Source organism: Streptomyces sp. AC550_RSS872, from assembly GCF_019049285.1.
Taxonomy (GTDB): Bacteria; Actinomycetota; Actinomycetes; order Streptomycetales; family Streptomycetaceae; genus Streptomyces.
The window spans coordinates 115,614-139,552 of record NZ_JAGMUL010000008.1; the positions used below are offsets into that span (position 1 = coordinate 115,614).

Genomic DNA, 23,939 nt, shown 5'->3' on the forward strand with positions numbered 1-23,939 from the left:
ACTTGGGGTTTCGGCCGGTGTGGCGAGAGTGCGTGCCGGGCGCCGTGGGTGCTGTGCGGGACTTTCGAAACACCCCCTAACTGGGGCTCTCCCCCAGCGCCCCCCTCAACCGCTGTGCCCGCAACACCAGTTCCAGCTCGAACCGGCGATCCGGGTCGTCCATCTCGTCGCCCCACAGCTCCCGGATCTGCCGTAGCCGATAGCGGACCGTCTGGGGATGAACCCCCAGGCGGGCCGCCACCTCGGGCGCGCCGCCCCTGGTCTCCAGCCACGCCAGTAACGTCTCCGCGAGCCGTCGTCCGTGGGTGGGTCCGCAGTGCCGCAAGGGGGCGAGGCACCGCACCGCGAGGTCGTCGATCAGTTCCTCGGGCTGGAGCAGTACCAGCGCCTCCGTGTGCTCGGTGCAGTACAGGACGTCGCCGCCCGGCAGCAGGCGTCGTTCCATGAGGCGTACGGCCGCCTCGGCCCAGCGCAGGGACTTCGCGGCGTCGGCCAGGGGGACGGGCGGTCCGATCGCGCCCGACCAGCCGGTGAGGGCCCGGTGCAGCAGCTCGGGGCGGCCTCCGGCGTCCGGTTCGGGGACGACCATGCGCGGCTGCTCGTACTCCATGTCGAGCAGCACGCCCTGCCCCACGGCCGGTGCCATCGCCTCCCGCGCCGGGCGCAGGAGGACCCCTACGGCGACCTTCTCGGGCAGCGGCCAGCCGATCCGGGCCGCCCGTTCGGTCAGGGCGTCCGCCGGGTCACCCCGGTGGTGTTCGGCCAACAGCAGTTCCATCAGGCGGCGTTGGAGGCGTAAGCGTTCGCCGGCCTGGCGGGCGGCCGCCTCCGCGTAGCCGCGCACCGACTGGTCGACGAGGCCGTCGAGGTACTCGTAGCCCGCGTCCACCAGCTCGTACATCGCGGGCGGCGGTATGTCGACGCGCTGCCCGATCTCGGCGAAACGGCGCCAGGCCAGTCGTACGCCCATCCGGTAGATCGCCTGGAGCGAGTCCAGGGAGCGGCCGCCCAGGCCCTCGCCGCGGCCGAAGTCCTGGAAGACGCCGGGCGGGACGGTCGGGCGGCCCTCCGAGGTCTCCAGGTGCTGGACGAAGACCTCGATCGCGCGGCGGATGCCGACCAGGGCCATCGGTTCGCCCGACTCGTCCAGCACCAGCGGCAGATGCGGGTACTCGCGGCGGATCTCGCGCAGGATCTCCTCGGCGAGGACCGGGGCGTCCGCCATGACCAGCTCCGCGAAACGGCGGACCTGGAAGCGGGGTACGTCCCGCCAGGCCGAGCGGCCGGCGACGGCGGGGGAGACCACCTCGGGGGTGGCGGGGGTCGCGGCCACGGTCAACTCCCCTGGCCTGCCTGCTCGTAGGTGATCAAGGGCGTGTTGGGCTGGTCGGGCGTCGCTTCCAGCAGCGCGACGACGCCGAGCGCGGCGCCCACCGCGAGTACGGCGGCGAGCGCGACGGTCAGCGCGGCGGCGAGCAGTCTGGACATCGCAGGGTCAGCCTCTCTGCATCCGGAGGTCGTCCCCACCCCGGTGGCGCCAGCCTGAACGCGCCCCCTGCCTGTCGCCTTCAGTCTCGACAAGCGGGGTCGGCCCGTCAAGACATTGACACTCCGTCAAGGGGCGCCTACGGTTCCCGGCCCAAGAACGGCCAGGCAACGACCGTGCACCGAGCGTGCACCGACCATGCGTCAATCCCCAGGAGTGCCGGATGCGCCGTACAGCCTCACCTCTCTCGTTGATCCTGCTGGGCCTCGGCACGTTTCTGCTGGTACTGGCGCCGATGCTGGCCTGGTACGTGGCCCCGCGTGCCGCGGTGAACCCCATCGACATCGACACCACCGCCGAGTACAAGGGCACCGGAAGTGTCTTCGACACGGACAGGATCGAGACCGTGCCGGACCAGGAAATCACCGTCACCCAGCGGGTGCGCGGCAATGTGGCGGAAAGCGAGCGCAGCGGCAACGCCGTCTGGGACGTGATCACCACCGTCGACACCGACAAGTCGCTGCCGGCCGCCGACCCGCACGACGCGCTGGACTTCACCCCGCACCGCTGGGTGATGGACCGCAGGACGACCCGGCCGGTGCACTGCTGCGAGGAGTCGCCGTACATCGAGGGCGAGGCGTATCTGAAGTTCCCCTTCGACGTGGAAAAGCGCTCCTACCAGTGGTGGGACAACACCGGCGGCACCACGATCACCCTGCGCTACGACGGCACCGAGAAGATCCAGGGATACCCGGGCTACCGCTTCACCGGCACGGTCGCGCCGCGCAAGGTCGGCACCCGGCTAGTCCCCGGCAGCCTCGTCGACGAGCCGGACCGCCCGCAGGTGCTGGCCGAGGAGTGGTACTCCAACCACGGGTTCAAACTCGTGGTGGATCAGGCCACGGGCCGGGTCGTCTACGCGCAGACCGGACCGCGCCGCACCCTGCGGGCGCCCGGCGGCGACAAGGACGCGGCGGTGCTGCTGGACAGCGAGAAGATCGCGTTCACCACGGCCACCCAGAAGGAGGCCGTGCGGCAGGCGAAGCGGGACAGCGGTCAGCTGCGCATGGTGGGCGAGACGCTGCCGATCGGGGCTGCTGGGGCGGGATTCGCGCTTGCGGTGGTGGGTGGCGTTCTGGTGGTACGCGGGCGTAAGCGGCCTGAATCCGCCGGTACGGTCGAGATGCCCCAGCCCACGCTCACGATGTGACGTGACGTCAGCTCTAATAAAGCCCGAAATTGTCACGCCGGTGAGTAGCCGTGGCGAACCGCTGGGCGAAAACTGTCCACCCCCACCCGGACACAGCCTGTCCACACCCCACGCACAACGACCGTAAACAGTCCAGCACCTTCGAATCCCCCCACAGGTACCCAAACCCTCCCCTCCCCCACGCTGAGTTCCGCACCCTGAGACGAGTTGGAGCGCTCATGCCCCAGCACGTGCCCTCCCAGCTGCGCGCCACCCTCCCCTGGGCGTCGCAGCAGCAATCCCCGGCGCTCCCCCCACATCCGCGCCGAATCGTTTTTCTCGCCCATCGAGACCTGGGCAACCGGTCCGCCGGCGGCTCCGAGCTGCTGGTCGACCGACTCGCCGACGGCCTCACGAGACTCGGCCACCAGGTCACCCTGCTGTGCGGGGGCCCGGCGGCCTACCGCGACTACCGGGTCGTGTCGGCCGGTGGCTCGTACGGCCACTATCTGCGCGCCAGATCCGCCTTCGCCCGTCAGGTCGGGGACTGCGATCTGCTGGTCGAGGTCTGCAACGGGATGCCGTACTTCGCGCCGCTGTGGCATCGCGGGCCGACGTTGTGCCTGGTCAACCATGTGCATACCGATCTGTGGCCGATGCGGTTCGGTGGGGTCCTGGCCCCGGCTGCCCGTTTTGGTCGAAGACTGGAGCACTGGGCACTGACGGGGGTCCAGAAGCGGGGTCTGCTCGTTGCCGTCTCTCCGTCGACCGCGCAGGCTCTGCGCGGGATCGGCGTGGAGCGGGAGCGGATCCGTGTGGTGCACAACGGGGTCGAGGAACCGGGACCCTTGGGTGAGCGTTCGCCCGAGCCGTTGTTCGTGGCTGTCGGGCGGCTCGTCGAGTACAAGCGGATCGATCTGCTGCTGCGGTTGTGGGAGCGGGTGCGGCCCGTGACCGGGGGGCGGCTCGTCATCGTCGGGGACGGGCCCGAGCGGGCGTCCCTTGAGCAACTGGCGGGCCCCGGCGTCGAGTTCGTCGGGCATGTGTCGGAGGCGGAGAAGCATCGGCTGTTGTGTGCGGCGTGGCTGTTGCTCCATCCCTCGGCCGTGGAGGGGTGGGGGCTCGTCGTCACCGAGGCCGCGACGCGGGAGACGCCGACCGTTGCCTTTGATGTGCCTGGACTTCGGGATTCGGTTGTGGACGGGGAGACCGGGGTGCTGGCGGGCGGGGAGTCGTCGTTCGCCGCCGCCTGGTGCACGTTGGCCCTGTCGGGGCATCGACGGGAGTTGATGGGCAAGGCGGCTCGGGATCGGGCCGCGCGCTATCGCTGGGATCGGACGGTTCGGCAGTTTCGGGCGGTTGCCGCCGAGGCGGTGCGACGTGGCGCCTAAACGCCGGAGGGGTTCGGTTGTCTCGCGGGTGCCGGTTGTTCGTGGCTGGTCGCGCCCACGCGGCGGAGCCGCAAATGTCACAGCCCCGCGCCCCTTGGGTGCGTCTCCGCACCGGCGTTTCAAAGATCCGTCTCTCCAGCGCTCCTTCGCCCTCTTCCGGGCCTTTCTTCATGAACAGGACGATCCCGAAGGCTGCTACTCGCTTCTCGCCCGTGACTCCGTCGATCAGGTCGAGGCATACGACGGTCCCGTCGCCGGGCGTACCGTCGTCGATGTCGGCGGTGGGAGCGGCTATTTCACCGAGGAGTTCCGGCGGCGTGGTGCGCAGGCCTACCTCTTCGAGCCCGACATGGGCGAACTCGGAGAGAGGCCGCCCGATGGGGCCGTCGTCGCCGACGGGTATCTCTTACCCCTGCGGGACGGGGCCGCCGACGTCACCTTCTCCTCCAACGTGCTGGAGCATGTGGCCGATCCGCAGACGTTCCTCAGTGAGCTGGCGCGGGTGACCCGGCCCGGTGGGCTGGTCTATGTGTCGTTCACCAACTGGCTGTCCCCTTGGGGCGGGCATGAGTGGGCGCCCTGGCACTACCTCGGTGCCGAGCGGGCGCGGGCCCGGTACCGGCGGCGTACCGGACGGGCCGCCAAGCACACCCTCGGCGAGAACCTGTTCGCCGTGCACATCGGCGCGACCCTGCGGCAGGTCCGCGCCCGGGACGACGTGGAGATCGTCTCGGCGCGCTCCCGCTACTGGCCGTTTCTCGCGGAGGGCGTCGTGAAGGCGCCGGGACTGCGCGAGTTCGCCACCTGGAACCTCCTCCTCATCCTCAGGCGGTGTCCACCATGACGACGACCACGGTCCAGGCTCCTCCCCCGGCAGCCGTGCCCACCTCCGCGCCCGCCTCGGGGCCGCCGGAGGGGCCGCGGTCGCGGCGCTGGCTGCTGGGTTTCTGGGCCGTGGTGTTCGTGCTGTTGCTGGCGGTGCAGCCGGGGCGGCAGACCTTCGACACCAAGCTGGGTGTGACCGTCGATCCGGGGCGGTTCCTCGCCGATCTCGGGCAGTTGTGGTCCGACCAGGGCAGCTTCGGCGGGATCCAGAACCAGTACTCGGGCTATCTGTGGCCGATGCTGCCGTTCTACTGGCTGGCCGACGTCGTACGGCTGCCGGTGTGGCTGGCGGAGCGGCTGTGGCTGTCGCTGATCGTGTCGGTCGCCTTCTGGGGTGCGCTGCGACTGGCCGAACGACTGGGGGTGGGGAGTGGCGGGTCGCGGCTCCTCGGTGCTGTCGTCTATGCGCTGTGGCCCGTGTTCACGATCGTCGTCGGATCCACGTCCGCCGCCGCGCTGCCCGGTGCGTTTCTGCCGTGGGTGCTGCTGCCGTTGACCGATGAGCGGTACGCGGCGCGGGTCGCCGCGTTGCGGTCGGCCCTGATCATTCCCTTCATGGGGGGTGTGAACGCCGCGTCCACACTGGCCTCGCTGCTGCCCGTCGGGCTGTATCTGCTGTCCCGGCCGCCGGGGCCGCGGCAGCGGAAGCTGATCGGGTGGTGGGTGCCGGGGGTCGTGCTGGCGACTGCCTGGTGGGTGATTCCGCTTCTGCTGCTCGGGACGTACGGCGAGAACTTCCTTCCCTACGTGGAGAGTTCGCAGACCACGACCGAGACCATGTCGGCGACCGAAGCGCTGCGCGGCGGCGGGAACTGGGTCGCCTATCTGCACTTCGGTGAGGCCTGGCTGCCGGCCGGGTGGACCGTCGCCTCGGCCGTCGTCGTGATCGTGTGCTCGGCGCTCGCGGCCGGGCTGGGGCTCGCGGGTCTTGCGCGGCGGGACATGCCGGAGCGGCGGTGGCTGGTGCTGACCGTGGTGACGGTCGCGCTGATCCTGCTCGCCGGGTACGGCGGGGCGTTCGGGGCGCCGTTCCACGGGGTCGTGCAGGACTGGCTGGACGGCGGGCTCGTGCCCTTCCGGAACATCTACAAGTTCCAGACGGGGCTCGCCCTGGCGCTGGTGCTGGGGCTCGCCCATCTGGTGGGCGTGGCGGCCCAGGCGCGCGGGGCGCGGCCGGTGCGGGGGCGGCGGTTCGCTCCGCTGATCGCGGCCGTGCTGGTGCTGCCGGGGCTGATGTGGCCGTACCTCAACGGGTCGATCCTCAACCCGGGGTCCTTCAAGGAGCTCCCCAAGTACTGGCAGGCCACGGCCGACTGGATGGAGAAGTACTCCCCCGACGCCCGCGCCCTCGTCGTGCCGGCCACCGCGCACGGCATCTACACCTGGGGCTCCACCATCGACCAGCCGCTGGACGTCCTCGCCGACTCGCGCTGGGCCCAGCGCGACTACGTACCGTTCGGCACGCCCGGCAACCGGCGCGCGATGGACGCGGTCGAGCAGGCGCTGACCAGTGGGGGTGAGGTGCCGGGGCTGGCTGATTATCTGAGCCGGGCCGGTGTCTACTACGTCGTCGTCCGCAACGACCTCGATCCCGACCAGATCGGCCAGGTGCCGACGACGACGGTGAAGCGGACCCTGGAGCAGTCCGGGTACGAACGGGTGACGGGCCTCGGGCCGGTCATGACCGGCGGGACGATCGCGCCGGGCACCCCGCTCCAGGTGGAGGGGCTGTATCCACGGCAGCGGGCGGTGGAGATCTACAAGCCGGCCGGCCAGGACGTGCCGCGTCCGCACCAGGCCGGGGTGCAGCCGGTCGCCGACACGGCCGTCGTGTCCGGCGGGCCGGAGGCCCTGTTGCCGCTGGCGTCCGAACTGCGGGGCCGGGCAAGCGTGTTGACCGGGGACAACCATCCCGGGCTCGGCTCCCCCCGGCTACAGGTGGTCGGGGACGGGCTGCGGCGCGCGGACACCCGGTTCGGGCTGGTCAACGCGGGCACGTCGTACACGTACACGCGCGACGAGCGCAACGCGCCCGACGCCGCCCAGGACGCCGGCGAGAAGCCGCACCAGATCCTTCCGACGACCGGCCTCGACCATCAGACGGTGGCCGAGCTGCGGGGCGCGCGGTCGGTGACGGCGTCGTCGTACGGCAGCTGGCTCTTCCATCTCCCCCAGTTCGACCCGGTGAACGCCTTCGACGGCAACCCGGACACGGCGTGGACCGAGGGGTCGGAGGGGTCGCCGGAGGGTGAGTGGCTGCGGATCGGCTTCACGGGCGGGTCGTACGACATGCCGAAGTCGTTCAAGGTGACGCCGTTGCCGCAGGAGGGCGTGCGGGAGGCGGCGACCCGGGTGCGGGTGGAGACGGAGAAGGGGGCGGTGAGCTCCTTCCTCCGGCCGGACGGCTCGACGCAGACGGTCAAGGCGCCTGCGGGCGCGACGAGCTGGATGAAGCTGACGATCACGGACTCCGTGGCGCGGCGGCCCGGGCTGACCGGCGCGGGCTTCTCCGAGATCGACCTGCCGGACGTCCAGGTGACCCGGCTGCTGCGGTTGCCGACCGACGCCGAGGACTCCGCGGCCGCCGCCGAGATCGTCTCCCTGTCCCGTACGGCCGACCCCACCGGGCTGTCGCCGACGGGCACGGAGGCCGGACTGCACCGGCGCTTCACGACGTCCACGGCCGGGACGTACGAGGTACGGGCGAGTGCGGTGCCGGTGGCGGGCGAGGAGCTGGACGAGCTGCTGTACAAGGTGGCGCCGGAGCAGCGGAACCGGATCGTCGCCACCGCCGACTCCACGGCGCGGCTGGGGGCCGGCCTGTCGCCGCGCAACCTCACCGACGGCGACCTGACCACGGCGTGGATCGCGGGCGACCGGCCCACGCTCCACCTGCGCTGGCCCGGAAAGCAGGCGGTGGGAGAGATCGTGCTGGCACCGGCGGGCGGCCTCTCCACTCGTCCGACCGAGGTACACATCAGCTCGCCGGACGGAGCGGTGATCGCCGGGGTCGACGAGAACGGCTGGGTCCGCTTCCCGGCGATCACGACCGACCGTCTCGACATCACGGTCACACAGACGGCACCACTGACCCTCTACAACCCGATGGTGGGCGAGGACCTGCGGCTGCCGGTGGGCCTGACCGAGGCCTACGTCCCGGCCCTCGACCAGTACCGGACGCCTCAGCCGAGGAGCAGCCGGCCGTTCTCGCTGCCGTGCGGGGAGGGGCCGGTCGTCGCGGTGGACGGGGAGCTGTACCGGACGAGCGTGCGGGGCACGGTAGGGGACCTGATGGAACGGCGGCAGGTCGAGGTGACGCTCTGCCGGCGCGGCCGGGACAACGCCGAGTTGCGCCTGCCGGCCGGTGACCACCGGGTCGAGTCCGGGGACGCCGGTCCGCTCACGCTGACCGACGTGAGGCTGACGCGCGGCACGGTCGCCGAGGCCTCCACGGCCGCGCGCGACCTGAAGATACGGGACTGGCTCGGCGACCGGCGCGCGGTGACGGTCGGCTCGGGTGCGGCGAGCTACCTGACGATGTACGAGAACTTCAACGACGGCTGGCACGCCACCCTGAACGGCAGGGAACTGACGCCGGTCCGGCTGGACGGCTGGCAGCAGGGCTGGCGGATCCCCGCCGGGGCGGGCGGCGCGGTCGAGCTGTCGTACGAGCCTGCGGTGCTGTACGAGGGCGGGCTGATCGGCAGCGCGGTGGCGCTCGCGCTGCTGGTCGGGCTGGCAGCGTGGCGCCGCCGCGCCCCGAACCCCGACGAGCCCCAGCCCGCTCCCCCGCTGCCGGGTCTGTGGCTGGGCACGGTGGCCGTGACGGTGGTGGCCGTCTTCATCGCCGGCTGGTTCGCCCTGCTGGTACCCGCGCTGGCGCTGGTGGCCTGGCGCAGGCACGCCCTGCTGGTGCCGCTCGCGTTCGTGGCGCTGGCCGGGGCGGGGGTCGCGGCGGCGCTCGGGGCCGGGGAGCCGGTGGGGGCGGAGGAGGGCGCGTTCGGTCCTACGGCTCAACTGCTGGCGTTGATCGGGCTGTTCGCCGGGGTGGTGGCGGTGCGGGAGCCGGTGGGGGCGGCCGGGACGACGGGCGGTCCGGGAGGACCGGGCGCGTCCGCGGGCGGCCCGGCCCCCGCCGCGCCGACGGCGCCGACGCGGCCGTTGCCGCAGCGTCGGCGCGGGCGGAGTCCGATGGGGACCGAACCACCCGGTGCGACGAACCCTGCTCCCGGCCCCGGCTCCGCCCCGCGGCCCGAATCCGGGCCGACGGTCTCCGCCCGCGGCCCCGGCGGGCCGGACCCGGATCCGCCGACCGCGCGTATCGGCGGGTTCCGCAAGCCGGGGTTCCGGACGAGCCGCCCCGACGACACGACTGGGGTGCAGGGCACGACGGCGCCCGGGAACCGGCCGGAGCCCGAGGAGCACCCTCGGAAGGGCGACGCCACATGACCGCGCTTCAGCAGCCCGCACGCGCCGACGGTCCGTCGCGGCCACCTGTACGTGTCCCGTTTCCCGTCGTGGACGAGGTCGCCCGGCACTGTCTCCAGGAGGAGGAGCCGGAGACGGTGCACATCGAGGTGCATCTGCCGGGGCCCTTGGACGGGGGGCGGCTGCGGACGGCCTTCGCGGAGGCGTTGCGGCGGCATCCGCGCATCCTGATGCGGGAGGCGCCGGGGCGGTGGTACCGGCGCCGGTACGAATGGGAGCTGACGGCGGAGCCGGACGTGGAGGTGGTGGGCTTTCCGGCACCGGGTCGGGACGCGTTGCGGGATGCCCGGACCCGGGCACTGACGCAGGCGCCTCCCCTGTCCCTTTCGCCGCCGATACGGCTGGAGGTGGTGGAGGGAGCGGGGGCGGGGTCGGGACGGGTCGAGGGAAGCGAGGCCTCCGACGCCGTAGGGGTACGGCTGCGCGGAGCCGACGACGCTCCTCAGCCACGTACCGCACGGGGCACCGTCCTCTTCCTCACCATCAACCACACCGCCCTCGACGGCCCCGCCTGCCTCCGCGTCCTGGCCACCGCCGCGGAGCTGTACGGCGGCAAGGACAATGCTCCCGCCGCACCCCCCGTGCGGACGACGTCCGAGGCGCCACCGCCCCCCGAGGACACCCCGTCCAACTGGTCCCGCCCGGCGCGGGTGGCGTCCGGCAGCCCCGAACCCTCCCCCGGCAACGGCATGCTCGTCACCGAGCTCCCCCTCCCCCACCGCCCCAAGGGCTCCCCCTACACGGTCAACGACCAGCTCATGGTCACCACCGCCCTGACCATCGCCCACTGGAACCGGGAGCACGGCGCCCGCCCCCGCCCCCTGCGCATCACCATGCCCGTGGACGACCGCCCACGGGATGCCTCCATGCCCATCGGCAACGGCACCCGGCTGGTCGAAGTCCCCTTTGCTCCCGAGGAGTTGGCCGCACACGATCCGGCCGGAATGCCCGCCCTCCTGCACCGCACCGCCACCCGGACCCGCGCTCTCAAGGCCCTCCCCCGGCCCCAACTCGGCCACGGCGCCTCCCTCCTCACCGCGCCCTGGGCACCGGTCGCCGTCCGCGCCGCCCTCACCCGCGGACTGCGCCGGGCCGCCGCGCCCTGGACCTCCACGACCCTCCTCAGCAACATCGGCCGTATCCCCTACCCCCTGGACTTCGGCGAGGAGGCCGGTCGTGCGCACGCCGTGTGGTTCTCGGCGCCGGCCCGGATGCCCCGCGGCCTCACCGTCACCACGGCCTCCACCGCGGGCCGCCTGCACCTCGCCCTGCGCTGGTCGCGCGCCCTGCTCAGCCACGGGGACGGCGCCCATCTGCGGGACCTGTTCGAGCACTATCTGCACAGCACGGAGGTGACCCCGTGAAGGCACATACGACGACATCCCCCGTGAAGCCGCCCGAGTTGCGGGATTTCTACGAGGACCCCGCCGTCCCCGTCGCCTCCGGCGCCCCGCGCAGCCGCCGCCAGGCCCGTATGCTCGCCGACGCCCTGGGACCGGCCACGGCGGGCCGCACCCGCACGATCCTCGACATCGGCTGCGGCGACGGCACCGCGGCCGCCACCGCGGCTCCCTTCCTGACCGGCCACCGCATCGTCGGCATCGACTGGTCCCAGGACGCGCTGCGGCGGGCCCGCACCCGGATCCCGTACGCCGTACGCGGTGAACTCACCGACGGCGGGCTGCCGTTCGCGACAGGGTCCGCCGACGCCGTGCTGTTCAGCGAGGTGATCGAGCACCTCGTCGACCCGGACGCCGCCCTGGACGAGATCCGCCGGGTGCTGCGCCCCGGCGGCCATCTGATGCTGTCCACCCCGAACCTGGCCGCCTGGTACAACCGCGCTCTGCTGCTGGCAGGGGTTCAGCCGGTGTTCTCGGAGGTCAGCCTGCGCGGCATCCACGGCCGGCCGGGACGGGAGGTCGTGGGGCATCTGCGGCTGTACACCGCGCGTGCGCTGCGGGAGTTCGTCGCCGCGTCCGGATTCGAGGTCGTACGGCTGGCGGGGGCGCCCTTCCACGGCGTACCGCGTCCGCTGCGGCCCCTGGACCGGCTGGCCTGTGCCAGGCCGGCGCTCGCGTCGATCCTGCTGCTGCACGCACGGCGGACCTAGGGGGCGTGGACCATGTGGTGGGGAGTGGGCGCGGCCCTGATGGCGAACACCCTGTACAGCCTCGGTTTCGTCCTGGAGAAACGGGCGCTCACCGCGTTGCCGCAGGTGAGCATCCGGCAACCCGCCCGGCTGCTGCGGCTGGTGCTGCGCAGCCCGCTGTGGATCGGCGGCTCGCTCTCTCTCGCCGCCGGGTTCGGGGCGCAGCTCGTGGTCTACCGCACCCTGCCGATCGCCGCCGCGCAGGGCATCTTCGTCTCCGGGCTGGTGCTTCTCGTGCTGCTGTCCGCGCGGCTGCTGGGCGAGGAGACCAGCGGGCGGGAGCGGTACGCGCTCGGCGCGATCCTCGCCGCGCTGCTGATGGTGGTGCTGTCGCTGCGGGAGGGACCGGACGGCGGGGAGACCGTCGGGCGGGCCGCCCCGTATCCGCTGATCCTGCTGGTGTGCGTGCCCTCGCTGGCGGCGGGCGTGTGGCTGTACAACTCGGCCGAGCGCCGGGCCCGGCACCGGCACCGGCTGCCGACGACCGGCGTCGAGTACGGCGTGGCGGTGGGGCTGCTGTACGGGGTCAGCTCGCTCGCCATCAAGGGGGTGTCGAGCCGGCTGACGGCGACCGGGATCGGCGGCGCGCTGCTGGATCTGCTCCGCTCCCCGTATCCGTACCTCCTGCTCTTCACGGGCGCGTTCGGGCTGGTCATGTCGCAGGCGGCGCTGCAACGCTGCCGGGCCTCGCTGATCGTGCCGGTGTGCACGACGGTGACCTGTCTGTACACGGCCGTGCTGGGCACGCTGTCGTTCGGCGAGACGCTGCCCGAGGACCCGCTGCGGCTGGCCCTGCGGGTCGCGGGTACGGCGCTCGCCGTCGCCGTACTGCTGGCGATGCCGCGGCACGACCCGCCCGCGCCGCCACCGCCGTCGTCCGATCAACCGCCCATCGGTGCCAAGGAGTTGACCCCGCCATGAAGCCCGACGATCCGCTGCTCCAGATCCTGGCGTGCCCGCTGGACAAGGGCCCGCTGCACCTCGTCGTACCGGACGGGCCGGACGGGCCGGACGGTGCGGAGGCGGCGGCCGAGGCGCTGTACAACCCGCGTCTGCACCGCCGCTACCCGATCGTGGACGGCATCCCCCAGCTGCTGCCGGCCTCCGGTGAGCAGGTCTCCGACGACGAACACGAGGAACTCCTCGGGCGGATGGCCCCATGACCCTGGCCGCGCACATCGCCCCCTTGCTGCCCACCCGCCTGGTCGCCGCCCTCGCCCGGGCCGTGTACCCGCGCTTCGAACCGGAGCTGGCCCGGCTGGCCGAGCTGTGCCCGGCCGGGTGCGGGACGGCCGTGGACGTCGGCGGGTGGTACGGGCCATGGACGCGCCGGCTGTCGAGACGGGCCCGCCGTGTGGTGACCGTGGAGCCGGTCCCGCATCTCGCGCGGCTGCTGGCGGCGACGGCCCCGCCCAACGTGCGGGTCGTCCAGGCCGCGGCGGCCGAGCGACCCGGCGCGGCCCGGCTCTGGCTGCCGCCGCACGACGCCGGCGACCGTGGGGTGTCCTCCCTGGTCCGCCGCAACATCCACGCCACGGCACTCCCGGTCAGCTGTGTCACCCTCGACGAACTCGGCCTCAAGGACGTCGGGTTCGTCAAGGTCGACGTGGACGGCAGCGAGCTCGCGGTGCTGCGCGGCGCGACCGGCGTCCTGGCGCGCGACCGGCCCGCGCTCTTCGTCGAGCTGGAGTCCCGCATCCAGCCGATCGCCCCGGTCGTGACGTACCTCTCCCTGCTCGGCTACGACGGCTGGGTCCTGCCGGGCCGCGACTGGGTGCCCCTGAGCCGCTTCCCGCTGGAGACCCACCAGGCGGAGACCTCGTACGTCGTCACCCAGGGCCTGCTGCGCCGGGTCCTGCCCTTCCGCGGCCCGCGGTACGTCAATTCCGTCCTCTTCCTCCCCGACGGCCGCCGCCCCGTCGGCGACGATGGAACGCATGCCCTCCGGAAAACGCCCCGCTGACCCGTTCACCCCGCTCGACTTCCAGCTGGTGCTGCTGCGCCGCATGGCCGATCACAACCCGGACCTGGTGGAGGAGGCCCGCCGCGAACTGGGCGTCTCCCTCGTCGGCATGCGTGAGGCGAACAAACGCTGGCAGGCCATGGTCCGCTCACCCCGGGCCCGTGGGGCCGCCTCCCGCTATCGCTCGGTGCTCGGCGCGCCCGAGTCCGTCGTCACCCGCAAGGTCGGCGACCTGGACTGCGAGGCCTGGCTGTGGCCGGTCCCGCTCTGGCCCGACCTGCGCTTCGAGGTGCTGCTCGCCCCGAACGGCGCGGTGTGGAACGAGTGGCTCGTCCGCGCCCCCGGCGCCGCGGGCCCGCCCCTGCGCACCCTCGCCGACCTCACCCCCTGGTCCTGCACGGTCGACGAGGCGGCCCGCGCCTTCGCCCCCGCCCGCCCCCTGGAGGGGACGGCGCCGACGCGGTGGGGGCTGGCGTTCACGGCGCCGGACGGGGAGGGGGTGCGGCGGGAGGTGGTGGCGGAGTTCACTTGGGGACTGTTGCAGCGGGTTGCCGTCCGCGACTGAAGGAATGGTACGTCGCCGGCCGTATCGGTGTGTCCCGAAGCGGTAGGAAGTGAATCCCCCCATTTGCAATGATCGTTGTTGCCACTGAGACGAAATTGGCTATCGACTAACACGGTCACCGGTGAACCCTTCAGTCCAATTGTGTACGTGACTCGATCATAAGGAGTCCACTGTTCACACCCTGAGGTGTCGAGTATGTTCTGCGGTATCCCACTGAGGGGGTGCGATGGAGCGTACGGATAAGCATGAGTTTCGGGTCGTGCTGGATGGCATCGAGTTGACCGACCAGCACAAGCGTCAGATATCCGCGGCCGTACAGAAAGCCGCCCTGGGCGCCTTGGCCGAGACAGATGTACGAATGGGGGACGCAATAGTGCTGGGGCATTCCGGACTGCGACTGCGGCCGGAGTGGCTTGGCATCTGGGTCCTTGACGGCGCTCGAGCGTCGGAGCTTGGTCCCGCACTCGAGCGACAAATATTCCGCGATGGGTAGTCCGGAATCCGACGAGGGGGCAGGGCACATCTGCCCGAGTTCCTCCACTGAGAGGGCGACCATATTTCTCGGGATGATCACCCCGGCACGGCGGGTCGTGTTCATGACTCCGCCGGCCCCGGTCGACCCTGCTTTCCTCGAATCACTCACGGACGAGGGTGAACGCATAGCAGAGAAATTCCGTCTCGCTGGTCCGTGCGTGCAAAACGCATGCCGGAACTGGGGCGGAACCGATTGCCGGCTAGGGGCTGAACTCAGCAGTATGCACTCGAAGTTGGAAAGTGCATCCTTGAGCACACGTCTCCCGCTATGCGGCATACGCGCACGGTGCCGCTGGTTCGCGGACAACGGGGCGAACGTCTGCGCGGTGTGCCCCTACGTGGTGACGGACAACACCAGAAACACCCGTACACAGCACGGCCAGGAGGACCGATGAGCAGGCGTACCGACGACGAACTACGCCCCGCCCGACCGTACGCACAAGTGCACCTGTCCAAGGAGACGCGGAGCAGCCTCGATGAGGTGCACACGCTGTACGAGAAGGGCGAGCTGTACGTCGGGGAGACAGGCGAGTTGCTCCACGACCCACGCGAGAACGACGTGGTGCGGCGTTCCGTCCGAAACCTGGCGGGAGACCTGATGCGTTATCTCCAGGTTCAGAGCCGTGAAGCCGAAATCGAGGCTGCGCTGCCGCGCGTCAACATGTGGATGGAGACGGTAAGGGTCACCATCGGCGGATGGACCTACTGGGGGGTCTACGACCACCTGCGCGACGAGTGCCGGTATCTCGGGCGCACCCGAGGAAAAGAAGTGATCTTCGATTGACGCTCCCGGCCGAAGGAGCGGAGTGGAATGGAGTGATTTCCTTGACTGAAGAACGACGTCCACTCAGGAACGACTTCCGCCTGTCCTCCGGTTCACCCCGAGAGGTACCGCCCTGGTCCTCCCAGACCAGCTTCCCGACCACCGCACGCGTTTCCCTGCCGGGCCTTGGCGGGAGTACCGCAAGGCTGGCAAAGCTCTGGTCGACCATGGGCAAGGGTGACGGTGGCGCCCTCCTGGACAAGGCTCTCACGTCTCTCGGAGAGTCTTACGCGGAGGGGAGCAACGTGGGATGGAGCCCCCCAAAGGACCTGGATGCGGAGTACGTCGAATACCTGTCGGCGTCCGTGGACCGACTCAATCAGCTGATCGCTGACGGAGTGGTCGAAGTCACCGAAGACGGCAGCATTCAACCTGTTTTCGGCGCACTGGAAGAATAGCGGCTTCTTGGGGGGTATGAAGTGGAACTGGAGTTCCGGTGGTGGGGATTCATCGCCCACTTGAATCGCGATGTCGGCTGCTGGGTCGCGGCGAGCCATCCGGAGGCGGAGAAGTTTCTCGACGCCATTCCGGAACCATGGCGTACGTTCGTGAAGGTTGCCATAGGCGTCCACAAGTGGGCATTCAACCAGCGGATGGGCGCTGACGGTCTGGACATGCACTTCAACTGGGGCGGCTTCTGTCACTGGATCGGCCCGATCGGAAGCCCGCAGAGGTGCTAGCACGCGCATCACTCGGTCACTCCGAGCCGACCGCGGATCGGGGGGCCGTCCACAGAACGCGATGAAGCGAGGCCCCAGGCCCGTTGATCGAGATGCCTGACATCTCAACCAACCTGCCTGAGGGCCTCGTCGGTCATCTGCCTCGCCGTCCACGCCTTGGCGGGTCGGGCGGTCACAGGACGGCCGCCGATCGAATCGCCTCGACCACGCGCGGGATCGATGTGGTGCGCAGCGCCAGAAAGAGATTCGGCTCGACAAGCTCCAGCTCGGCCGGGTCGTGCGCGGCCCGGTCACCAAGGTGGTCCCGTCCGGCGTGTTCGTGCGCGTGGCGGAGGGCGTCGAGGGACTCGACAAGGGGTGAACGGCGCCGGATGTTTCTCCCATTAACTGCCGGGCAGGTAGCAGAGGCGCGTCGAAAAGCCTGTCCCGTGCATGCAAGCGACAAGGAAGGCACACCGTGACGAACGCCGAACAGACCAAGACGGCAGGCCAGTTACCCTTCGGGCTGCGCTATGCCGGCGAATCCCGCTCGGGAACGAAAGTCGACATCGACTGGTCGACCATTGGTTACGACCCGCGTCGGCAGATCGCCACCGTGACCGAGGACGGTGTGACGATGCCGCTGATCTCTTCGGACAGCGCGACCGCTGTGCGATCCACGTCCACATCCACCACCACCTCGTATGGCACTTCCGAAGGCACCGAGTTCGACAGTCAGAGCGACTGGGATTAGCGTGAACAGGACGCATATCAGGTGACCGCCCCATGACGGTCCTGGTCCTGACAAAGCGGTTCGACCCCACCGCCGACTACGTGGTGGAGGACCTGAACCACCGGGGTGTGGACGTCTTCCGGTGCGATCCAGGGGATTTTCCCTCCACGTTGACGGTGAGTGGTGTCCTCTCCCCTTCCGGTGCCGGGTGGTCCACCCTGCTCGCCGCCTCCGGTCGGAAGCTGAGCATGGAGGACGTGAGCGGCGTCTACTACCGGCGGCCGAGCGCCTTCCACTTGGGTGACATTCCCGAGCCGGTCGCGCAGTGGGCCAACGGCGAGGCGCGGATGGGTTTCAACGGGCTGCTCATGGCCGATGCCCGATGGCTGAATCATCCTCAGCGGATCGGATACGCCGAGTACAAGCCGGTGCAGCTTCAAGAGGCGGTGCGGGCGGGTCTGACCGTCCCGCGAACGGTGATCACCAACGATCCCTCGGCGGCCCGAGCCCTCGCCGACGAAGTCGGGGAAATCATCTACAAGCCTCTGTCCACTCCGGTGCTTCCGGAAGGCGTCGCGGCAGGGCGCCTGCTCTACACCGCGGTCGTCACTCCTGAGCATCTCGCCGAAGCGGAGGGCGTCACGGCGACGGCCCACATGTTTCAGGAGCGTGTGAAGCACACCGGCGCCGTGCGGTTGACTGTGGTGGACGGCCAGATGTTCGCCGCGGCGATCCAGGCCGCCACCGATGCCGCCCGGCTCGACTGGCGGGCGGACTACTCGGCACTGACGTACGAGGTCGTGTCGGTGCCCGAGGCGGTGCGGCGCGGGGTGGTGAGCCTGATGGCGGCACTGGGACTGCGCTTCGGCGCCTTCGACTTCCTCGTCACCACGGAAGGGTGGACGTTCCTGGAGGTCAATCCGAACGGGCAGTGGGCATGGATCGAGGACCGCACGGGCCTGCCCATCGCGGCGGCGATTGCCACCGCCCTCGCCCCGGGGAGCTGTTGATCGAGGCCCGGCAGGAGGCAGGCCGGAGTTGAGCCGGTGGCCCCGACCTGATGCGGTCGCGTCGAGTCGGGGCCCTTGGTTCCTGATGGTGGTTCAGGTCGGCAGTGAACCGCCGGATGTCCCGACGTCACCGCACAGCCGTGGCTCCGGATAGAACTCCCGCGGCCGGCCCTTCTTGTCGCGCAGACGGGCGAGCAGGCTCCCCGGATACTCCACGGCCCAGTAGCTCACCGTCGCGACCAGCACTCCCGCCGCCACCACCATCAGTGCCGCCAGCGGGAAGGCTCCCTGCGCGTGCGGCAGGGCACCGGCCTCGTACAGGGCCAGCATCAGTGGCTCGTGCCAGATGTAGAGGCTGTAGCTGACCAGGCCGACGCCGGTGAGCCATGGGGTGCGCAGCAGGGCGTGCCAGCGGGGGCGCGCGGTCGCGCGGAGGTGGAGGGTGCAGTAGAGCAGGGCGAACCAGAGGAGGGCGGCCAGGGGGTGGTAGTACGTGTGCCAGGTGTTCTCCGGTGCGGAGAAGTACGACAGCGCGTACAGGCCGACACCCGCGGCGACCGACATCGCCGTCGCCCACGGCGCTCGGATCCGGCCCCGCTCGCCCAACGCCACCAGCAGCACCGCCAGGCCCATCCCGGCCGCGAAGCCGCCGAAGCGGGCCTGGGGGCCGAAGTACACGGGCCAGTTGGTGTGCGGGATGCCGAAGGCGTGGTGGGCGGCGGAGATCCAGACGACCGGGGCCAGGTAGAGCGCCGCGCAGCCCGTCGCGCACAGCAGCACGCGGGCTCGGCGGGTGCGCAGGCGGCGGCAGGCCCGGATCGCCGGCGGGCCCACGGCGACCAGGGTGAGGTAGAAGGCGATCTCCAGGGAGAGCGACCAGGACGGGCCCAGGGTGTAGAAGATGCGCTGCTGGTCGAAGACGTGCAGGAAAGTGAGGTGTCCGACCAGGTCCCGCCAGTCGCCGGGGAGGTCCGGGTTGCGCAGGGACCAGACGACGAGCACCGCGAGGAAATAGAGCGGGAGGATGCGCGTCGCCCGGCGGAAGAGGAAGTCCCTGCCCGGGCGGGTGCGGTCATCGCCGTCGATCGCGGCCCGCGCGTAGGAGAGCGTGAGCAGGTAGGCCGACATGACGAAGAACAGGTCGATGACCTCCAGGGAGACCAGCGCCCCGAGGTAGGGGTTGTCGATCGGCGGGTGGGCGCCCTGCGGGTCGTAGACGTAGTACTGCTGCCAGACGTGGAAGACGACCGTGCTGAGGGCGGCCAGCCCCCGGAAACCCTGGAGTTCAGGGCTGCGGGCGTTGCTCGTGTTGCTTGTGCTGCTCGTGTTTCTCGTGCTGCTCACTCCTGGCCCACCGCCTTCGTCGCCGTTCGGGGCGTGACCCGCCAGCGGCGGTCGCCGAGCAGTTCCTTGAGGTGCGACTGCCGGGCGACGATGTTCTTGAAATGCGTGTAGAAGAACGTCGACACGAGCGCGTGGCACCAGAACCAGCCTCGCCTGGCGCGTAGTTCGGGCAACGCGAGCCGGCCCGCGAACGCCGTCTGCACGAGTCCGGCCGAGAGGGTGAAGGCGAAGGCGAGCAGACAGGCCGGGGTGGCCCAGTCGATGCGGTCCGCGCCGCCCGCGCGGCTCGCCGAGTGGAGCAGGATCGGCAGGATCTGGAGGGACAGCCACGGCTGTACCTCGCGCCAGCCCAACAGCACCACCAGTCCTGTTTTCTGACGGTGCGTGAAGGCCGGAGACCGCAATGCCTGCCCCAGGTGCCGCAGCGACACCTGAAGCCAGCCCTGCGCCCAGCGCGAGCGCTGGTTCCACAGGGGTTTGAGGCGGGTGGGGGCCAACTCCCGCGAGATCAGCGTCCGGTCGCTGGCGATCCGCGCGCCCTCGCGCAACGCGCGTAGCGTCGAGTCGATGTCCTCCGTCAGCATCGAGCCGTGCATCCGGGTGCGGGCCAGCAGGTCCGTGCGCCAGAAGCCGTTGGAGCCGCCGAAGATGCCGAAGCCGTACAGGCGGGTCCGGCCGGGGTGGCTGACGGCGTAGATCGCCTCGAACTCGGCGGCCACCTGCCGGGCGACCCAGGAGCTGTCGCCGTTGCGGATGACGCAGTGGCCCTGGACGACGTCGTAGCCGTTGGACAGCCAGTCCCAGGCGTGCCGGAACGCGTCGGGCGCCGGGTGGTGGTCGGCGTCGAAGATGCCGACGAACTCGCCGCGCACCCGGCTGACGGCGGCGTTGACGTTCTGCGCCTTCGAGGTGCTGCCGGCCACCGGGAGCAGCACCAACCGCGGGTCGCGGCGGGCGATGTCCCGCAGGGTGTCCTCGACCGGCAACGCGTGCGGTGTGTTGTAGGCGAGGACGATCTCCAGGTCGTTCGGGTAGTCCAGGCGCAGGAAGGACTCCACGGTGTCGACGATCGTCGCGGCCTCGTTCGGGAGGTAGGCGGCGATGACCGCGCTCGCGGGCGGATACGGCTGCGCGGGCGCCGCGGGGCGGGCGGGCGCGTCGAGCGAGAAGAGGCATTCGAGGAGGATCAGCGCGGCGGACAGGACCAGTCCGGCGACCACGACCCAGTAGGCCGCCGAGGCGATGTCCCAGCCCAGCACCGCGTACGCCTGCTCGTACAGCGCGAACGGCACGCCCACGCCGATGAGCAGCGCGAGCAGCGGGGAGAGGGCGAGCAGCAGCGGTCGTACGACCTTCTTCGCGCGGCGGCGCGGGGCGGCGGCCGCCCGCATCCACGGTTCGTAGCGGACGGGCCGCAGATCGCGGTGGCGCAGGGCCTCGGCGACGGCGTCGCCCGCCCGCTCGACGGGGTGGCCGTCGGCGTCCGAGAGCGGCAGCCAGCCGACCGCCGGGGTCAGCCGTACGTTCTCGTCGGCGACGACGAACCGGGTGCCGGCCACCGTCGTCGCGAACTCGCTCAGGGCGCGGCGCGCGGCCTCCTCGTCCACGCCCGGCATGAGAACGAGCAGGCGCCCGTCCTCGTCCCAGCCGAGCCGGTCGCAGCCGTTGCCGAGCCGCTCGGCGACCCCGGCGAGCCGCTCGGCGACCTCACGGCGTACCCGCACCCCGAACCGCTCCTGAAGCGTGTCCGCCTCGGCCACGCCGACCACCGCGAGGACGCCGTCGCGGCGTCCGGGGCGGCGTAGTTCGCGGTCGAGTTCGGCACGGAAGTGGGGCCCGGAGTGCAGGCCGGTGCGCGGGTCGAGGGCCAGCCGCTCGACGGGGACCGGGACGCGGTGGAGCTTGGCGGCGATCCGGGCCGACAGCTCGACGGGGTCGGCGGCCTCCGGCAGACAGTCGTCGGCGCCGCTGTGCAACAGGCGGGCGACACCGGCGGATTCGCGGTCGGCGGTGACCATCACCAGGGGCAGTGCGTGGCCTTGCGGCGCGTCGCGTATCTCTCGTACGACCTCCACGGCGTGCTCGACGCCATGGCCGTCGAGAGCGACGATCGCGTCGGGCGGGGCCTGTTTGACGCTGCGGCCCACCTCGCCCGGGACGGCGTGGGTGACCGCGTAGCCGGTGGACTCGAGGGTGCGGGTGAGCCTTTCACGCCGGGGGCCGGGGATGCCGACCGCGAGGACGCGGCCTTGTAACGACCCGTCGGTCGGCGGGCAGGCCGGAGTGTTCCGGGGCGCGGGTGCGCGCCTCAGTTCGGTGGTCATGTATGTGGGTCCAATCCTGTTCGGATGTGGGGGGAGGACCTGGTTGTCAGAACGCTTCAGTAGCCTCACCGAGCGCTGTGACACCACACCTGCGCCGGTGTAAAACCTTCATTGCCTTTACGTGCCCACCTCAAGGAGATGGGTGGATCGCGTGCCGGAGTGTGAGGGCACAGCGCAGTGTGGAACCTGCGGACAGCGTTCTCCGTCCGGCTCCCGGTCCGGCAACCCCACCTTCGCGAAGAGATCGGGGCGTTGGGCATGGTGGCGGCGCGGCGCCGGACGTCGGCCGTGAGGGTTTCTTCCGGCAGCTGATGGTGTACGGAGGGATCATGGTGGCGGCGGTGCCCGCGGTGGTGTGGCTGGTGCTGGTGGTGCCGGGCTGGGGAAAGACCCGGCAGACGACAGACAGCGACTGTTGACGGATGTCGACGGACGGAAACAGCTAAGGAGTACGACGCGTGTCCTCTCTCTTCCCGGCCCTGACGGCCGGTCCGGCGGGGCGAGTTGCCCTGAGCTTCGGCGACCGGGCCCTGACCTACGCGGAGCTCGCCGCAGCAACCGGCGCCCTGGCGGACCGGATCGCGGGCGCCGGCAGAGTCGCCGTATGGGCGACGCCGGCGCTGGAGACCGCGGTCGCCGTGGTGGCGGCGCTGGAGGCCGGCATCGCCGCCGTACCGCTCAACCCGAAGTCGGGCGAGAAGGAGCTGGGGCACATCCTGTCCGACAGCGCACCGAGTCTCGTCCTCGCCGCACCAGGAGATGAACTCCCTTCCCCCCTACGGGACTTGCGGCGCGTGGACGTCGACGTGCGGGCCACCGGTGCACGGCCGGACGAGCGGTCCACCGAGGGCGACCCGGCCCTGATCGTCTACACCTCCGGCACCACCGGCCCGCCCAAGGGCGCGGTGCTCCCGCGCCGGGCCGTGTCGCAGACCCTGGACGCGCTCGCCGACGCCTGGCAGTGGACGGCCGAGGACGTACTGGTCCACGGTCTGCCCCTGTTCCACGTCCACGGCCTGGTCCTCGGCATCCTCGGCCCGCTGCGCCGCGGCGGTTGCGTACGGCACCTGGGCCGGTTCAGTACGGAGGGGGTCGCGCGGGAGCTGAACGACGGCGCGACCATGGTGTTCGGCGTGCCGACCATGTACCACCGCATCGTCCAGGCCCTCCCCGACGACCCCGGGCTGGCGCAGGCGCTGGGCAAGGCCCGGCTGCTCGTCTCGGGCTCGGCGGCGCTCCCGGTGCACGACCACGAGCGGATCACGGCCGCGACCGGGCAGCGGGTCGTCGAGCGGTACGGCATGACGGAGACGCTGATGAACACGAGCGTCCGGGCGGACGGCGAGCCGAGGCCCGGCGCGGTCGGCGTCCCGCTGCCCGGTGTGGAGCTGCGGCTGGTGGAGGAGGACGGGACGCCGATCACGTCGTACGACGGCGAGACCGTGGGCGAGATCCAGGTACGCGGCCCGAACCTGTTCACCGAGTATCTGAACCGCCCCGACGCGACGACCGCGGCCTTCACGGAGGACGGCTGGTTCCGCACCGGCGACATGGCGGTACGGGACCCCGACGGATACGTCCGGATCGTCGGCCGCAAGGCCACCGACCTGATCAAGAGCGGGGGTTACAAGATCGGGGCGGGTGAGATCGAGAACGCGCTCCTCGAACACGCCGGGGTACGGGAGGCGGCGGTCACCGGCGAACCGGACGCGGACCTGGGCGAGCGGATCGTGGCGTGGATCGTCCCGGCGAACCCCCAATCGCCCCCTTCGGCCGACGAGTTGGCGTCCCACGTCGCCACCCGCCTGGCCCCCCACAAGCGGCCCCGCAGGGTCCACTACCTCGACGCCCTGCCCCGCAACGACATGGGGAAGATCATGAAGCGGGCCCTGGCCCATGACTGAGCGGCGCCTGTCGGCCCGTGAGGTCGTCGCACTGGTCGCCGACGAGGCCTCGTTCACCGAACTCCCCGCCCCGGAAGGGAAGTCCGGCTCCGGACAGCCGGACGGCCCCCTCTCCTGGCAGGGCTACGACGCCTCCCACACGCGGGCCCGGGAGCGCACCGGCGAGGCCGAGTCGGTCGTCTGCGGCACCGCGACCGTGGAGGGTACGCGGGCCGTGCTGCTGGCGTTCGAGTTCGGCTTCCTGGGCGGCTCGCTCGGCGAACGCACCGGCGACCGGCTGGAGTCGGCGTACGTCTACGCCCGCGCTCACCGCCTCCCGGTCGTCCCCCTGGTCGCCACGGGCGGCAGCCGCATGCAGGAGGGCATGCTCGCCCTCACCCAACTCCAGCGCGTGGCCCGCCAGTCGATACTCACCAGAGAGGCCGGCCTCCCCCAGATCGCGATCCTCCGCGACCCCACCACCGGCGGCGGCTGGGCCACCTTCGGCGCCGG

The 23,939-nt window shown here is 71.1% G+C and carries 21 protein-coding genes; 17 read left to right on the forward strand and 4 right to left on the reverse strand.

From position 1 onward, the window contains the following. Positions 1-76 precede the first annotated feature (76 nt). Both KUM44_RS03670 and KUM44_RS03675 read right to left on the reverse strand, forming a co-directional pair. Positions 77-1,333 carry a helix-turn-helix domain-containing protein gene (locus KUM44_RS03670; RefSeq protein WP_217206188.1) on the reverse strand — a complete coding sequence of 419 codons (1,257 nt, stop codon included), beginning with the start codon at positions 1,331-1,333 and terminating at the stop codon, positions 77-79. 2 nt (positions 1,334-1,335) lie between these two features. Beyond that, complete coding sequence (locus KUM44_RS03675) at positions 1,336-1,488, reverse strand: hypothetical protein (protein WP_167348315.1); 153 nt, start codon at positions 1,486-1,488, stop codon at positions 1,336-1,338. A gap of 221 nt (positions 1,489-1,709) precedes the next feature. Here KUM44_RS03675 and KUM44_RS03680 point away from each other — a divergent pair, with 221 nt between their 5' ends. The 15 genes from KUM44_RS03680 to tgmB all read left to right on the forward strand — a co-directional run bounded on the left by KUM44_RS03680 (position 1,710) and on the right by tgmB (position 17,875). Then, entirely contained in the window at positions 1,710-2,696 is a 987-nt protein-coding gene (locus tag KUM44_RS03680; protein ID WP_217206191.1) for a DUF3068 domain-containing protein, read from the forward strand. A 218-nt stretch (positions 2,697-2,914) separates the two neighbouring features. After that, positions 2,915-4,066, forward strand: a complete 1,152-nt coding sequence (locus KUM44_RS03685) for a glycosyltransferase family 4 protein (RefSeq protein WP_217206192.1) — start codon at positions 2,915-2,917, stop codon at positions 4,064-4,066. Between the two features lie 94 nt (positions 4,067-4,160). Beyond that, positions 4,161-4,910: a bifunctional 2-polyprenyl-6-hydroxyphenol methylase/3-demethylubiquinol 3-O-methyltransferase UbiG gene (locus tag KUM44_RS03690; RefSeq protein ID WP_217206193.1), complete on the forward strand. Its 750-nt coding sequence runs from the start codon at positions 4,161-4,163 to the stop codon at positions 4,908-4,910. Further along, positions 4,907-9,400 (forward strand): DUF3367 domain-containing protein, encoded by a 4,494-nt coding sequence (locus KUM44_RS03695; protein ID WP_217206194.1) that lies wholly within the window; start codon positions 4,907-4,909, stop codon positions 9,398-9,400. Before KUM44_RS03690 ends, KUM44_RS03695 begins: the two co-directional genes overlap by 4 nt. Next, on the forward strand, positions 9,397-10,803 hold the full coding sequence (locus KUM44_RS03700; RefSeq protein ID WP_217206195.1) for a condensation protein: 1,407 nt from the start codon (positions 9,397-9,399) through the stop codon (positions 10,801-10,803). Before KUM44_RS03695 ends, KUM44_RS03700 begins: the two co-directional genes overlap by 4 nt. Beyond that, the gene (locus KUM44_RS03705; protein WP_217206196.1) at positions 10,800-11,549 is read left to right on the forward strand and encodes a class I SAM-dependent methyltransferase; all 750 of its coding nucleotides are present in this window, start codon (positions 10,800-10,802) and stop codon (positions 11,547-11,549) included. The genes KUM44_RS03700 and KUM44_RS03705 overlap by 4 nt, the downstream gene beginning before the upstream one ends. Before the next feature lie 24 nt (positions 11,550-11,573). Continuing rightward, positions 11,574-12,509 (forward strand): hypothetical protein, encoded by a 936-nt coding sequence (locus KUM44_RS03710; protein ID WP_217206231.1) that lies wholly within the window; start codon positions 11,574-11,576, stop codon positions 12,507-12,509. Next, positions 12,506-12,751, forward strand: coding sequence for a Trm112 family protein (locus tag KUM44_RS03715; protein ID WP_217206198.1), 246 nt, complete (start codon positions 12,506-12,508; stop codon positions 12,749-12,751). Before KUM44_RS03710 ends, KUM44_RS03715 begins: the two co-directional genes overlap by 4 nt. Beyond that, positions 12,748-13,551, forward strand: coding sequence for an FkbM family methyltransferase (locus tag KUM44_RS03720; protein WP_217206200.1), 804 nt, complete (start codon positions 12,748-12,750; stop codon positions 13,549-13,551). Before KUM44_RS03715 ends, KUM44_RS03720 begins: the two co-directional genes overlap by 4 nt. Continuing rightward, a complete protein-coding gene (locus tag KUM44_RS03725) occupies positions 13,517-14,116 on the forward strand; it encodes a hypothetical protein (RefSeq protein ID WP_217206202.1) in 600 nt (199 codons plus the stop codon). Before KUM44_RS03720 ends, KUM44_RS03725 begins: the two co-directional genes overlap by 35 nt. A 925-nt stretch (positions 14,117-15,041) precedes the next feature. Continuing rightward, positions 15,042-15,434: a hypothetical protein gene (locus tag KUM44_RS03730; RefSeq protein ID WP_217206203.1), complete on the forward strand. Its 393-nt coding sequence runs from the start codon at positions 15,042-15,044 to the stop codon at positions 15,432-15,434. Between the two features lie 41 nt (positions 15,435-15,475). Continuing rightward, positions 15,476-15,871 carry a hypothetical protein gene (locus tag KUM44_RS03735; protein ID WP_217206204.1) on the forward strand — a complete coding sequence of 132 codons (396 nt, stop codon included), beginning with the start codon at positions 15,476-15,478 and terminating at the stop codon, positions 15,869-15,871. A 21-nt stretch (positions 15,872-15,892) separates the two neighbouring features. Beyond that, a complete protein-coding gene (locus tag KUM44_RS03740; protein ID WP_217206205.1) occupies positions 15,893-16,153 on the forward strand; it encodes a hypothetical protein in 261 nt (86 codons plus the stop codon). 457 nt (positions 16,154-16,610) lie between these two features. Next, a complete protein-coding gene (locus tag KUM44_RS03745; RefSeq protein WP_217206206.1) occupies positions 16,611-16,886 on the forward strand; it encodes a hypothetical protein in 276 nt (91 codons plus the stop codon). 32 nt (positions 16,887-16,918) lie between these two features. Next, the gene (gene tgmB, locus KUM44_RS03750) at positions 16,919-17,875 is read left to right on the forward strand and encodes an ATP-grasp ribosomal peptide maturase (RefSeq protein ID WP_217206207.1); all 957 of its coding nucleotides are present in this window, start codon (positions 16,919-16,921) and stop codon (positions 17,873-17,875) included. 93 nt (positions 17,876-17,968) lie between these two features. On the opposite strand, the gene KUM44_RS03755 is transcribed toward tgmB, so the two are convergent. Continuing rightward, positions 17,969-19,219, reverse strand: a complete 1,251-nt coding sequence (locus KUM44_RS03755) for an acyltransferase (protein WP_308402478.1) — start codon at positions 19,217-19,219, stop codon at positions 17,969-17,971. After that, on the reverse strand, positions 19,216-21,543 hold the full coding sequence (locus tag KUM44_RS03760; protein WP_217206208.1) for a glycosyltransferase: 2,328 nt from the start codon (positions 21,541-21,543) through the stop codon (positions 19,216-19,218). The genes KUM44_RS03755 and KUM44_RS03760 overlap by 4 nt, the downstream gene beginning before the upstream one ends. 458 nt (positions 21,544-22,001) lie before the next feature. On the opposite strand from KUM44_RS03760, the gene KUM44_RS03770 reads away from it, so the two are divergent. Beyond that, positions 22,002-23,447: an acyl-CoA synthetase gene (locus KUM44_RS03770; protein WP_217206209.1), complete on the forward strand. Its 1,446-nt coding sequence runs from the start codon at positions 22,002-22,004 to the stop codon at positions 23,445-23,447. Then, on the forward strand, positions 23,440-23,939 hold a 500-nt coding region (locus KUM44_RS03775; protein WP_302185957.1), incomplete at its 3' end, for a carboxyl transferase domain-containing protein. The genes KUM44_RS03770 and KUM44_RS03775, both read left to right, overlap by 8 nt.

Bases quoted from the DNA above. Each gene is read 5' to 3' on its own strand.
- KUM44_RS03700 (WP_217206195.1), top strand. From the start codon at position 9,397: ATGACCGCGCTTCAGCAGCCCGCACGCGCCGACGGTCCGTCGCGGCCA.
- KUM44_RS03675 (WP_167348315.1), bottom strand. From the start codon at position 1,488: ATGTCCAGACTGCTCGCCGCCGCGCTGACCGTCGCGCTCGCCGCCGTA.
- KUM44_RS03730 (WP_217206203.1), top strand. From the start codon at position 15,042: ATGAGCAGGCGTACCGACGACGAACTACGCCCCGCCCGACCGTACGCA.
- KUM44_RS03725 (WP_217206202.1), top strand. From the start codon at position 13,517: ATGGAACGCATGCCCTCCGGAAAACGCCCCGCTGACCCGTTCACCCCG.
- KUM44_RS03685 (WP_217206192.1), top strand. From the start codon at position 2,915: ATGCCCCAGCACGTGCCCTCCCAGCTGCGCGCCACCCTCCCCTGGGCG.
- KUM44_RS03715 (WP_217206198.1), top strand. From the start codon at position 12,506: ATGAAGCCCGACGATCCGCTGCTCCAGATCCTGGCGTGCCCGCTGGAC.
- KUM44_RS03760 (WP_217206208.1), bottom strand. From the start codon at position 21,543: ATGACCACCGAACTGAGGCGCGCACCCGCGCCCCGGAACACTCCGGCC.
- KUM44_RS03680 (WP_217206191.1), top strand. From the start codon at position 1,710: ATGCGCCGTACAGCCTCACCTCTCTCGTTGATCCTGCTGGGCCTCGGC.
- KUM44_RS03720 (WP_217206200.1), top strand. From the start codon at position 12,748: ATGACCCTGGCCGCGCACATCGCCCCCTTGCTGCCCACCCGCCTGGTC.
- KUM44_RS03695 (WP_217206194.1), top strand. From the start codon at position 4,907: ATGACGACGACCACGGTCCAGGCTCCTCCCCCGGCAGCCGTGCCCACC.
- tgmB (WP_217206207.1), top strand. From the start codon at position 16,919: ATGACGGTCCTGGTCCTGACAAAGCGGTTCGACCCCACCGCCGACTAC.